The sequence below is a fragment of the Streptomyces sp. CBMA152 genome (assembly GCF_014596475.1).
GTDB lineage: Bacteria > Actinomycetota > Actinomycetes > Streptomycetales > Streptomycetaceae > Streptomyces.
In genome coordinates, this window is record NZ_MECJ01000002.1 from 683,734 (window position 1) to 696,136 (window position 12,403).

11 protein-coding genes and 2 pseudogenes are annotated in these 12,403 nt (G+C 68.1%); 4 read left to right on the plus strand and 9 right to left on the minus strand.

From position 1 onward, the window contains the following. Positions 1-712 precede the first annotated feature (712 nt). Positions 713-886: pseudogene (locus BG418_RS39500) on the minus strand (alpha/beta hydrolase); the annotation flags it as partial. Here BG418_RS39500 and BG418_RS39505 point away from each other — a divergent pair. Further along, a pseudogene (locus tag BG418_RS39505) lies at positions 884-1,114 on the plus strand (hypothetical protein); the annotation flags it as partial. The pseudogenes BG418_RS39500 and BG418_RS39505 sit on opposite strands and share 3 nt — an antisense overlap. An 11-nt stretch (positions 1,115-1,125) precedes the next feature. Here the strand turns inward: BG418_RS39505 and BG418_RS04040 are convergent. Both BG418_RS04040 and BG418_RS41075 read right to left on the minus strand, forming a co-directional pair. Beyond that, positions 1,126-1,731, minus strand: coding sequence for an HD domain-containing protein (locus BG418_RS04040; RefSeq protein ID WP_188272232.1), 606 nt, complete (start codon positions 1,729-1,731; stop codon positions 1,126-1,128). Between the two features lie 118 nt (positions 1,732-1,849). Continuing rightward, positions 1,850-2,200, minus strand: a complete 351-nt coding sequence (locus tag BG418_RS41075) for a hypothetical protein (RefSeq protein WP_188272233.1) — start codon at positions 2,198-2,200, stop codon at positions 1,850-1,852. Positions 2,201-2,335: 135 nt separating this feature from the next. On the opposite strand from BG418_RS41075, the gene BG418_RS04050 reads away from it, so the two are divergent. Continuing rightward, positions 2,336-3,412, plus strand: coding sequence for a protein kinase family protein (locus tag BG418_RS04050; protein WP_188272336.1), 1,077 nt, complete (start codon positions 2,336-2,338; stop codon positions 3,410-3,412). Between the two features lie 325 nt (positions 3,413-3,737). On the opposite strand, the gene BG418_RS04055 is transcribed toward BG418_RS04050, so the two are convergent. After that, the gene (locus BG418_RS04055; RefSeq protein WP_188272234.1) at positions 3,738-5,306 is read right to left on the minus strand and encodes a PQQ-binding-like beta-propeller repeat protein; all 1,569 of its coding nucleotides are present in this window, start codon (positions 5,304-5,306) and stop codon (positions 3,738-3,740) included. A 918-nt stretch (positions 5,307-6,224) separates the two neighbouring features. Between BG418_RS04055 and BG418_RS04060 the strand changes: the two genes are divergently transcribed. Beyond that, positions 6,225-8,255 carry a phosphocholine-specific phospholipase C gene (locus BG418_RS04060; protein ID WP_188272235.1) on the plus strand — a complete coding sequence of 677 codons (2,031 nt, stop codon included), beginning with the start codon at positions 6,225-6,227 and terminating at the stop codon, positions 8,253-8,255. A gap of 155 nt (positions 8,256-8,410) precedes the next feature. Here BG418_RS04060 and BG418_RS04065 read toward each other — a convergent pair whose 3' ends face one another. The 4 genes from BG418_RS04065 to BG418_RS40720 all read right to left on the minus strand — a co-directional run bounded on the left by BG418_RS04065 (position 8,411) and on the right by BG418_RS40720 (position 10,882). Beyond that, entirely contained in the window at positions 8,411-8,578 is a 168-nt protein-coding gene (locus BG418_RS04065) for a hypothetical protein (protein WP_188272236.1), read from the minus strand. Positions 8,579-8,684: 106 nt separating this feature from the next. Further along, positions 8,685-9,227: a hypothetical protein gene (locus BG418_RS04070; RefSeq protein ID WP_188272237.1), complete on the minus strand. Its 543-nt coding sequence runs from the start codon at positions 9,225-9,227 to the stop codon at positions 8,685-8,687. A gap of 287 nt (positions 9,228-9,514) precedes the next feature. Further along, a complete protein-coding gene (locus BG418_RS04075) occupies positions 9,515-9,856 on the minus strand; it encodes an iron chaperone (protein ID WP_188272238.1) in 342 nt (113 codons plus the stop codon). Positions 9,857-10,273: 417 nt separating this feature from the next. Next, positions 10,274-10,882, minus strand: a complete 609-nt coding sequence (locus BG418_RS40720; protein WP_317453487.1) for a TetR/AcrR family transcriptional regulator — start codon at positions 10,880-10,882, stop codon at positions 10,274-10,276. 73 nt (positions 10,883-10,955) lie between these two features. Between BG418_RS40720 and BG418_RS04085 the strand changes: the two genes are divergently transcribed. Further along, positions 10,956-11,537 (plus strand): alpha/beta fold hydrolase, encoded by a 582-nt coding sequence (locus BG418_RS04085; protein WP_188272239.1) that lies wholly within the window; start codon positions 10,956-10,958, stop codon positions 11,535-11,537. Positions 11,538-11,756: 219 nt separating this feature from the next. On the opposite strand, the gene BG418_RS04090 is transcribed toward BG418_RS04085, so the two are convergent. Beyond that, complete coding sequence (locus BG418_RS04090; protein WP_188272240.1) at positions 11,757-12,308, minus strand: YciI family protein; 552 nt, start codon at positions 12,306-12,308, stop codon at positions 11,757-11,759. Positions 12,309-12,403: the final 95 nt, after the last annotated feature.

Sequence of the window (12,403 nt, forward strand, 5' to 3'; positions counted from 1 at the left end):
CCAGCCGGGTACTCAGCGCCGCGCAACTGAACTGTCACCTCGGTGAGTTCGTGCGAGCTGAACCAGAGCGTGCCCTGGCGGTGGGTGACCGCATCGCCCGCCGGGCCGGCGTCGTCGCGGTGGAGGTAGACGTTGGCCTCCGCGATGAGTTACGGCCATGGCGGCGGCGAAGCCCCGGCGGTGGTCATCCAGTGTCATCGCGGCGGCGGCGTCGGCATCGACGACCGGGCGGTCCTGGCGTAGCCGGTAGTGCCGCTCGACGGTGCCGCGCACCCGCTGCTGGGCCACCTCCAAGAAGCCCGCCCCTGCCAGCAGGGCGAGGCGCCGGTACATGCTGCTGTCCGCTCAGCAATAGCTTCTGGAGAACATCCTCGGCCTGGAGGCGGCCAGCCCCGACGAACAACCCGTCAGAACACCTACACGCGACGACAAATGGGGCGCCAATCCCTCCGCCGCGCGCCAGTTCCACACCCGGAAGGGACATCTGAACGCACCCTGCACGCACGTCGAACGACTCGACCGACCGACTGGCGCCCTCGACGTGCCGGAATTCCACGGTGTGAAGCCAGGCGCGGGACCTCCTCGTGCCGGAGCCCTGCCTGGTGCACGGCAGGCTCGACACCGACAACCCCCTGTGGGATGGGCGGGGGCGGCTGGTCAGTGTGCTGGGCGGGGACCCGGCCCAGCTCTTCGACCCCGCGCTCGACATCGAATTCAGCCACGCAGGCCCCGAGCCGGAGGGGAACCGGCCGCGGAGCGTCCCGCCGGAGCCGACGAAGTGCGGGTCGGGCGCGCCTGATGTCGGCATGGTGTCCCCCGAGAAGGCGGCGTAGAACCCTGCGAGCCAGCCGCGCACGTCGGGCTCGATCTCGGCCTCGGCCCGCCCATCGAGGCCCACTTCGGGCCACTGCGGCAGTTCACCCTTGCCAACTCCCACCATCCGAACCACACCGTCCAGACCCGCGAGCTGCATGCCTACCTGCGCTGGCGCAACGCCAACGCCCGCCACCCCGACATCCCGGCCGCCCAGCGCAAAGAGCGCGCCCGCATCCGCAGCGAGAAAGGCATCCGCTGGGGCGGACCCCCTCACCGAAGCCGCATGACAACCCGTTGAACCCGCCGGCCTCAGCCCTGATCGAGCGGATTGGACACGGTCCGCTCCGCCCACTCTCCCGCTACCAACTCCGCCGCTGCGCACCCTGGCTTACGCTCCGCCTGGTCCTGAAACAGGCGCACAAAGGACTTGGCAAAGCCCAGCCGGGGGTACGCCACAACGAGCGCATCCGTGAAAGACGGGTCGAAGGCTTCCAGACCCGCCCCGGATACATCCGCGCTGGTCCCCACCTGCAACAGTCGACTCTCCACATCTCTTTCCGGCGCAACGTCGTCCCGCATATGGAGCACGATCAGCTCCGCCGCCCGGTCGCGTCGCTCAGTCGGCCAGCCGAGACCGGCCGTGAAGACCCGGGCCAGATGGCCACCAGCCTCTTCAAACGAGAGCGTGTGACTGTCGAAGGGCGCAACGAGACCCAAGTCGTGCAGCAACGCCGAGACGAACAACAGCTCACGGTCGAAGCCGAGGCCACGCGCCTCCGCCCAGGCCGCGCCGAAGAAGTACGACCGCACGGAGTGGTGGTACAGCGCCTCGTCGGCGTATTCCTCACAGACCAGCCGCGCCGCCTCTGCCGCCCGCCCCGCAGGCACGCGCACCCCTGCAACCTCGATCAGCATCCGCCCGCCCCCCTCACAACCGAACATCATTCCGCTACGCGCAGCTTAGCCAGGACTGGACTCCCCACCCCCCGTGAACGTTCCCGGCCACAGCACCAGACGAGTAGTTCCGATGTGATCAGTGGTCATAGGCAATCAGCGAGGGGGTGACTGCCGCGTCGGTCAGATGTTGTGCCATCGGCTCTCCGTGGTGCTGCTTCTCCCGCTTGAGCAGCGGCAGTGCAGCCTTCAACCGCCAGTGGTAGTCGGGGTGTTGGGGCAGGTACGAGAACATGCCGGTCAGGTGCGTGTTCGCGTAGCGCAGCCACCGGGCCTCCGAGTGGTCCCCGAGCAGAGTTTGAGCCACAGCAAGACAGACGAGTTCGGAGTCCCTGCGTAGCGGCGCTCTGCCGAGGCACCGGGTTCCTCTGATTTCGTCGTCGGTCTTCACGTAGAGTGCGGTCAGAAGGGTGTTCAGGTCTGTCGTCACGCACGGATCTTGGACGCCTCTGCCCGCTCCGGAGGCCAAACCGGAGAGCCACGCGCCGTTGCGCTCGGCGGGACTGCGTAGCCATTGCGGAATCGGGGTCGGCAGCCAGATGGAGGCGCAGTGAAGTGCCCTGACATGTCGCGCGGCGCGCGTCTGACCACCCATGGTGCCGTCTCCACCTCCCTGGCCCTGTGCAGTGATCGCGCCCTGCGCGAGCTCGTGGACACGGCCGTGCCGATCGGATCCGGCATCGGTGGGAAGTCGGCCCTGCTGGAGGTCGCCGGAACCCCGGTCTTCGTGAAGCGGGTGCCCCTGACCGACTTGGAGATGCAACCCGAGCACGTCCGGTCCACGGCGAATCTGTTCGAGCTGCCCGTCTTCTGCCAGTACGGCATCGGCACCATCGGCGGTCCGGGCTTTGGGGCCTGGAGGGAACTCGCCGTGCACACCATGACGACGAACTGGGTGCTCGCGGCGGAACACGAGGGCTTTCCCCTGATGTACCACTGGCGGGTGCTACCGGACTCAACGCCCCTGCCCGAAGAACTGGCCGACATCGACGGGGCCGTCGCCTACTGGGGCGGTGGATCGCAGGTGCGCCGCCGGATCGAGGCTCTCCAACAGTCCTCGGCGAGCGTCGCGCTGTTCCTGGAGTACATCCCGCAGAACCTGCACCAGTGGCTCGGCACCCAGGTCGAAGCAGGCGACGAGACCGCCAACCGAGCCTGCGCCATGGTGGAGAAGAACCTGGAAGCTGGAACCTCGTTCATGAACGCGCGGGGGCTCCTGCACTTCGACGCGCACTTCGAGAACATCCTGACCGACGGCCAGCGCCTCTACTTCACGGATTACGGCCTCGCGCTCTCCTCCGGGTTCGAGCTGTCACAGGGCGAAGCCGATTTCTTCGACCGGCATCAGACCTACGACCGTTGTTACACCGCCACGTATCTGGTGAACTGGCTGGTCACCGCTCTGTACGGATACCACAGGGGTGACCGGGAGGGCCGCTATGCGTTGGTGCGCGCCTACGCAGAGGGCAAGCGCCCCACAGGAATCCCCGAGGGGGCCGCGGCGATCCTTGCCCGGCACGCGCCGATCGCCGCAGTGATGTCCGACTTCAACCGCAACTTCCAGCGCCAGAGCAGGCAGAGCCCATACCCCCTGGAGGAGATCCGCCGGCTTGGCGGGATGTACAGCTCCTCCCTTTGCTGACGGACGCCTGGAGCCCAGCACGCGAAATGGATCAGTCACCCTCCGTCGGCCTCCAGCAGCACCCCAGGAACTGGGCTGGCCCGACCACAAGCGCATTGCAAGGCCGAGCAGAAACTCCGCACACCGTGTCCTGCCGCGTGCTTGACGTGGCTGAAGATCGCGACCTGGATCACTGGGTTCTGCAACACCCATCGGCTGCACAGCGTGTGCGGGTTCCGCAGCCCGATCGACTACGAACACGGCCACCGGGCCAACTTCCGTCACGGCCTGGCCGTGCGCGGGAGGCGGACCCATGGACCCGGTCTCCCGCGCACGGCGTGTGGTGTCACAGGAGCGGTCGGTACGCGATGATGCGGCTCCCGGCGGCGACGTACACGGTGTGGTGGGCGACGGACACACCGTTGCTCGCCAGCGCGGCCACGGCGTCGGGCGCACCGTCGATCGCCAGTGACCGGTGCAGGACCGGGATCCCGGTCGCCGCGTCGTAGGCGTCGAGGAAACCGGCCGAGTCCGCCGTGTACGCGACCCCGTCCGCGACGGCGACCGGCTGGTAGTGGATGCCGTCCCCGACGGGCGAGACCCAGCTCGCGAGGCTCGCGTCCGGTTTGAAGGCGACCATCAGCGTGCCCGGGAAGACGTCGGCGTACACCTGGCCGGTCGAGGGGTCACGGGCGGTGGAGGCGGCGTTGCAGACCAGACAGCCGACGCCGAGCAGGATCCGGCGCTCGACCTGCATCGAATCCGCCCGTACGACGTGGTAGAAGCCCGATTTCTGCAGTTCGCCGACGAGCAGTTGGCCGGTCGGGCCGCGGAACAGGTTCGGTGCCGCGCCGAAGTCCAGATCCTGCTGCAGACAGGCGATGCTGTCGCGCGCTTCCTGGAGCGGGGGCAGGAACGGCGGGAACGGCGGGAAGGTCGGGTTCTCCGGCAGCAGCATGCACGTCGGCCGCGACAGACCACGCACGATCGGGTCGTACTGGTCGATGAGCCCCTTGTAGGAGGCGACGATGGTGCCGAACGTCGGGCTGCCCGGGGTCAGATCGATCTTCAGGATCGCGTTGGTCCGCGGGTGTTCCTTCTGCTTGCTGAACGGATTGCCGGTCCCCACGTAGGCGTATCCGGTCGCCGTGTCCACGGCGGGCGTACTCCATACCCCGCCACCCGCGAAACCGGTCGCCTGGTCGGGTTCCGGAACCGTGTAGGTGTGTTTGAGGATTTGGCCGTCGGACTCCCGCAGGACCGTGAACCCTCCCTGGCCGGTGGGCACTCCCTCCGGGCCGGAGAAGCCCACGATGACGGCCCCGCGGTACACGATCGGGCTGGCGTTGGTGTAGCCGCCGGGTTGCGAGTCCAGCGGCGGGCTCTGCCACAACCGGGCCCCGGTCGCCGCGTTCAGCGCCAGCACATACGGCCCGCCCTTCTTGTTCACCGCCACGAACACCTGCTGCCCGTCGACGGCGACCGTCGAGACGACCACTCCCGACCGGGTGCCCGTCTGGTCGACGGTCAGATCGATGTGCGTCTTCCACACCCGGCGGCCGGTGTCCGCGTCCAGAGCGGCCACGTCGCCGCCCGCGTCGCCGAAGAAGACGCATCCCCGCGCGACGACCGGCGTGCTCGCGATGTCCTCGTAACCCACCACCTGCTCCCGGTTGCCGGTGTCGTAGACCCAGTGTGGCGTGAGCGTGGCGGCCCGCGCCGACGGTAGGTCTCTCTCGTCCTGCTGTGTACGTGTGTTGGTGTAGTCCCTCCCGTACATCGGCCAGTCGCCGCCGGGTGCCGTCGAGCTCGAACACCCCTGGGAGTGCGGCGCGTTCGGCACCGAGGAGGCCGGCACGCCGCTGAAGACCACGGCTGCGGCCACTGTGATGACCATCGTGACGAAATGTCGCATGGAGGCGCCCTCCTGATCAGGCGGAGTGGTGGGTGGTGGTGTGACGAAGTGGCGTGCCCTGTCCGGGCCTTGCCCCGCGATGTCGGCGGTTGTGTCGCCCGCAGCCGGGCCACTTCTGCGGCCCGTCCGAGCCGGTGCCGTCGCGACCGGTGCGATTACCTCGCGACAGTCAGGGCCACGGTGATCGGCGTTGTCGTGGAGCCCAACGGTGCACAGGGCTTCACTGGTGACTCCTCTCCCGTAGCGCCCTTGCCGCCGCCGGATGCCGCGTGCACGGCATGTACCGCGTGGCCGGCGGCTGATTAGACGGGTCGGATGGATCTGCTGAGGTGCCGTCGAATTCCCGGTAGTGTCCTCTGCTGTTGCGGCAGTTGCAGATTCGGGCGCGGATTCGGGCCTGTTCTGAGCGCGCCGCGTGGTGGGAGTGTCCGCCGAGTGGCCGGATTTGGCCATACGATCGACGTAGCGCATTGTGGCGCGAGGCGGAGCGCATCTTCGGCGGAGCGCCGAACGACGGGGCGTACGCCTGGCGGAAAAGGTCGGTCCGAGCCGTACGGCGGCTTCGTCGACCGTGCGCTCACCATCGCCCTCACACATCTCTGACCGGGGTCGGGCTCGGGCAACCCGGAGCTGACGACCTCTCAGGTACTTGGATCGACGTCCGCTGCCGATGGGTACCGGCACCCCGACATGTCCGCAACATATCATTTCGATAACGGGACTAGCCCAATTGTCGAAGCCTGTTCGGGCAATGGACAGGCAACTCGCGCCCCACGGCCACCGGTCGGCAGCAGGCTCATGCCCGGACGGACGGCCTGCGGCCGCGCGCTCTCGCCGCCCCGCCGCCCGCCAAGGTCCCCTTCCCGCACGCCGGTTCCGCCGGGCGGCGCTCCGCCGCCCCCACCTCAAGGAGTGCCCATGAGTCCCGTATCGCGACGCAGATTCATCAGCATGGCGGCCGGTGCCACCGGCACCGCCGCGGCACTGTCCGCCCTGCCGGACTCCCTCCAGCAGGCGCTGGCCGCGCCCGCCACCGGCGGCAGCCTCCAGGACATCCGGCACGTGGTCGTCTTCATGCAGGAGAACCGGGCGTTCGACCACTACTACGGGACGATGCAGGGCGTGAGGGGCTTCGGCGACCGCAACGCCATCAAGTTGCCGAGCGGCAGATCCGCGTACTACCAGCCGTACTCCAACACCGACGGCTACATCCTGCCCTTCCACATGGACACCGCCACGACCAGCGCGATCTGTGCCGACGCGCCCGCGATGAGCTACCCGGTGGACACGGCCATCTGGCACGGCGGCAAGTACGACGCCTGGAACACCGCCCGCACCCCCGGCCTCGGCATGGGCTACTTCCAGCGCGCGGACCTGCCCTTCTACTACGCGCTCGCCGACGCGTTCACCGTCTGCGACCAGTACTTCTGCTCGACACTGACCCAGACCAACCCGAACCGGCTGCATCTGTTCACCGGCTCCAACGGCCTGTCGGTGGGACGCGGCGCCGTCCTCGACAACACCGAGCTGGCGGGCGGATTCGCCTGGACCACGTACGCGGAGCGTCTGGAAGCGGCCGGGGTCAGCTGGAAGGTCTACCAGCAGAGCGACAACTTCGACGACAACGCACTCGCCTGGTTCGCGAACTTCAAGAAGGCCAAGCCCGGTTCGGCCCTGTACGACAAGGGCATGGCGACCGTCCCGGACCTGGTGACCGCCTTCAAGAACGACATCGACGCGGGCATCCTGCCCCAGGTGTCGTGGATCATCGCGCCGGCCGCGCAGTCCGAGCACGCCAACTACAAGCCCGCCTGGGGCGAGGACCTGACGGCCCGGCTCCTCTCGGTCCTGGCCGCCGACCAGAGCACCTGGTCGCAGACCGCCTTCTTCCTCAACTACGACGAGAACGGCGGTTTCTTCGACCACGTCCCGCCGCCCGTCCCGCCCGCCTCTTCAAGCCAGGGCATCAGCTCCGTCGGCACGGCGGGCGAGATATCCGCCGGCAAGGCGATCGGCATGGGACCACGCGTCCCCATGATCGTCATCTCCCCCTGGACCAGGGGCGGTTACGTCTGCTCCCAGGTTTTCGACCACACCTCGGTGATCCGCTTCCTGGAGCAGCGGTTCGGTGTGCACGAACCCAACATCAGCGCCTGGCGCCGCGCCGTGAGCGGCGACCTCACCTCCGCGTTCGGCTTCGACACATCGGATACGTCCTGGCCGTCGCTCCCGGACACGAGCGGCTATGTCTCCGGTGCCGACACGCAGTGTTCCACCCTGCCCGCACCCAAGGTCCCCGCCCGGCAGTCCGTACCCGGCCAGGAGGCCGGGACCAAGCCGGCGCGGGCGCTGCCCTGGCAGCCGAACGCGAGCGGCAGGACCGACTGCGCGGGTGGCAGGTTCTGGATCGACATGACCAACACGGCCACCGCGGGCGTGAGTTCCTCCGTCTACCCCAATGCCCACCGCACCGACGGGCCCTGGCTGTACACGGTCGACGGCGGGGCCACCGTGTCGGACTACTGGGTGGCCGGCACTCCCACCGGAGCGTACGACTTGTCGTTGTACGGGCCCAACGGCTTCCACCGCCGCTTCGCCGGCAACCGCGTCACGGCGTGCGCCGGATCGGCCGCGTCGGTCGAGGTCGCCTCCACCTATGACACTGCCCGCGGTGAACTGCGGCTGGCCTTCACCAACACCGGCGCGAGCGCGGCCACGGTGACGGTCACCGACACCGCGTACGCCACCGGCGGCCCCTGGACGTACACCGTCGCGCCTGGCACCACCGCCACCGCCCCGGTCACCGCGGCCTTCGCGACCACCAGCGGCTGGTACGACCTGACGGTCACCGCCGACACCTCCGACGGCTTCCTGCGCCGCCTCGCCGGCCACATCGAGACGGGCGCACCGAGCATCAGCGACCCGGCCATGACCACGTCGGCCCGGTAACGAAAGCCGCCGCGACTCTGGGGACCGCCTCGCTTGCAAGGAGTCGGCCGCTGTGCCGACTCCGAGCATCCGAGGCGGTTCCGGGACGCGCCTCTGGTGCCCACCGGGACGCGGCCCACCCGCCCGCCGCCTGAGCTGCATTGCGGCGGCTGCGCTCATGAACGCTTCAGGAACCTCCAATAGAACGCCGTGAACACGAGGACGATTCCGACGTTCACCATCAGCCGCTCCCAGAGCTGATGCCTGAAGAACAGGACGTCCACCCCGACCACGACGGCTACCAGCGCGAGCACGTAGAGCACGACGACTGTCTGTCTTCCCATTCTTTCTTTCTGCTCGACGTACACCCGCTCATACACATCGGCGAAATCAGATCACCCAGATGCCCGCTTGTCACCGAGTCCAGCCGCTCACCGCGAGACCGGCCCCTCAGTCGGACGAGGCCTGGCGCTGTGCGTCGCGATGACGGCGGAAGTAGGAGATGGTGACGGCTGCGGTCAGCGGTCCCCAGAGAATCAACGGCTGGTAGAGGACGCCGACGACAAGGTGACCGGTGTGGGTCATGTCCTCGTGTGGATACGTCCACCACCAGGGGACGTTGGCCCAGATCAGTGTCAGTGCCGCTGCGCCGAGAGCGGCGGTGACGACGACGGCCTTGGGGCGGACAGGCCGCCCTCCGATCAGGGGTATCCAGCGCGGCACGACCTCACCCCACGGCCGTACCAGGCCGATCGTCAGGAAGGCGGCCAACTCGCTGAGCACACTCAGTGTCAGCATCCACACCTTGGCGCCGACCGTGTCGAAGGGCACGAAGCCCGCCGTGGTGTATCCGGCGGGGTACCCGAGCACCATCAGGATGCGCCACAGCCCGCTCGGAAGCACCACCAGCGTGGCCGCGTGCGCGGCCCACACCGCCCAACGAGGCGGAGCCGCTGCGGATATGACAGGCGAGTGGGTTGAACGAAATCTCATGTGACTCATCATCAACGGCCTCGCCGCGCGTTCCGTCAGCCTGCACGGCTGACTTGGAAGGCCGCCGGTAGGAGATGTGCGCGTGGAGTGATCAGCCGCGCGACGGAACCGTCGTCATCCTCCGAGACGATGTCCCTTGATACGCATAGAGCCGGGCGGGGGCAGGGGTGGTGCCAGCCCTGGCCTGCGTCCCTGGTCCCCTGCACCGGGGCCTGGAGAATGACCGGAGCCGAGCGCCTGCTCAAATCCGTAGCCTGAGCGTCCCGGGCGTACGGCTTGGCGTGGGGTCAGGCTGTCAGTGAGGCGCGGATGAGTTCGTTCAACTCGTCGTCGGTGATGTGTGTCGCGTCTTGAGGGCGTAGCTGGATGGTGCCTTTTCCGCTGATGAGGTCCGGATGGCGGGAAGTGAAGCCTGCGGCTCGGTCCTTGTCCCATCCGTAGATCGAGATTCCGTGCTGCCAGACTCCGACGTGGAGTTTGCGGTTGCCCGTCCGGTGGGTCGGCATCCCGTAGGACAGTGCCAGGCTGGCGTCGGGGAATGCCTCCAGGATCAGCCTGTGCATGCGGTCGAACAGTGGCCGGTGCTCGGGTGTGATGTCGTCAAGGTAGGTCTGCATTTCGGTGTCCATGCGTCACCTTCTTATCGAGTCACCTGGTGAATCTACTCGGTACACCACGGGGTATCACGAAAGCTTGTAGGGCGGGCCCGGGCGGAACAGTGCTCCGGCGAGGCGGTCCACGGTGAACGTTGATACGCATAGCGCGGCCCCTCCCACCGGGCTTGCCCCACGTGGCCTGGACGCAATGGCATCCTCGAAGTCGAAGTCGAACGAGAACTACCGTTACTCGACAGACCTCCAGGTCGTCGTCGCCTGGCGGCAGGGTCTCCTGGAGCCCTCGTCATCGGGCGGCTGCGGCTACCCGGCGCCAGCACTCGCCCGGGGCGTCGTCGGTGGCGGCGAGGCTGCGGATGTCGTTCTTGCCGTCGACCTCGATGTGGCAGTTCTGCCCGAGTGTGCAGTCGCTGGCGAGCGGTCGCTGACGAGCTATTCCACGTCTGGCGTGCGGAGTCCGTGCAGCAGTTGGTCGATGTGGTCTGCGGCCTGGGTGGGTTCGAGGGGCTTGTGGCCGACGAGGAGGCGGTACCAGAACAGGCCGAAGAGCTGGTCGGTGGCGGCGTCCAGGTCGGCGGAGGTGGGGAGTTCGCCGCGCTGTACGCCCCTGGTGAGCAGGGTGAGCACGACGGCCCGCCGACTTTGCACCCACTCGCGGAAGGGTTCGGCGAAGGCGGGGTCGAGCTGTGCCTCCGCCATCAGCCCGCGCAGTGTTCGGACTCGAAGCGGGTGTGCGGAGACGCCGTACAGGGCGGTGACGAAGGCGGTCAGGTCGCCGGTGAGCGAGCCGGTGTCGGGTTCGGGCATGCGCTGCTCGACGGCCGTGCGGTAGGCGTCCATGACGAGGGCCGGCTTCGACTTCCACCAGCGGTAGATGGTGCTCTTGGCGACGTCGGAGCGGGCCGCGACACGTTCGATGGTGACGGCCTGGTAGCCGAGTTCCTCGATGAGTTCGATCGCGGCGGTGAGGACGGCGTCGTGGGCGTCCTGGCTGCGGATCCTGCCGCCGGTTCGGCGGCTTGGTGTCTGTCCACTGGGCACGCTGTCACCGTAGCAGCGTGCTACGGTGAATCAAAACGCGACGGATCGTTTTGATTAGGGGAGTGGATCGATCATGAGCGAAATCGTGGTGTCGCACGGCTACGGCGCGAGCGACGACAGTGTCTGGTTCCCGTACCTGGCCGAGCAGTTGGCGGCCGACGGGCACCGGGTCACCGTGCCCCGGCTGCCGCAGAGCGCTGCCCCGCGGCTGGAGCCCTGGCGCAAGGCCTACGGTGAGGCTGTCCTGGCCGTCGGCCCCGCCGAGTCGACCGTGCTGGTCGGGCACAGCATCGGCGGCGTGAACGTCCTGCGCTTCCTGGAGCAGCACGACCCGCAGACCGCCGGGGTGTTCGCGGGGGTGCTGCTGGTGGCGACCTCGGCGCACGAGGTCGGGTACGACGAGCTCGCCGGGTTCTTCGAGGGTGGCTTCGACTGGGAGCGGATCCGCCGCTCGGCACGGCACTTCCGCGTACTCCAGGCCATGGACGACCCGGTCAACCAGCCGGACCCGACGGAGCACGTCAAGCTGCTGGTCGACGGCCTCCACGCGACCGCGGTGGTGACGCCCACCGGTGCGCACTTCGGGGCCGCTCCCGACGACCACGTCGAGGTACCGGAGGCCGTCCGGCTGGTCACCGAGCTGTTGGCGCTCTGACCAACCCAGGCACATCCTCTGCTCCAGGGCGACGAGCCCTCGCCTTCCTCCCGGACGACGGCCCGTTGGGGCCTATCGTCCGGGAGGTCCGCATTTCGGTGGCCATCGGATGCCGCCCTCCGTCGTGGAGTGCTGCTTTCAGCGCAGCCCAGCCCCGAACGCTACGCAGGGCCACACGCCATCTGACCCCTCGGTGGCGGAGTCGGTGGACGTCGTCGGTTATGACGGGCGTCCGCCGAACTGCCAGTTGTGCACCTCGATGTCGGCGTACCGGTCCGGGGTCAGGATGGCGCGTGCCGTGTCCGGGTCCGGTGCTTGGAGCAGTGCTGCTGTGCCGAGCCAGGTGTTGCCGTTGTCGGAGAGCAGCGGTCCGTAGGCGATCAGCTCGTCCCGCTCGGGCGGTACCGCGAGGTCGGCGGCCTGTCCCGTGCCGAGGCCGAGCACCAGGTACCGGTTGCCGCCGGTCGGGCCGCCGGGGAAGTCCCACATGGTGCGCCCCAGCGTGTTGCGCCACCGTCGCAGCAGTACGTCCCGGTAGGCCCCGGCCTGGTAGTTCGGCTCGTCAAAGGCGAACGCGCGGGCAGTAGCGGGATCGGGCAGGTCGACGATGTGCACGCTTCCGGTGGGTGTGTCACCGTCGTCGGCGAGAGTCGGGCCCCGGGCGATCATCTCCTTCGCGTACTGGTCCATGTAGGACCAATGTTCTTCTTGCAGCTCGTCGCGCAGTGGCAGCGAGGCGGGCCGGTCACGGTGGTAGCAGAGGAACTCCATGCCTAAAGATCTCCTCAAGGAGGCCACCAGGTCGAGTGGGTTTCCCTGCGACGTCTTCGACTTGGGCGATTGCAACGACCAGTAGCCTTCGCCGC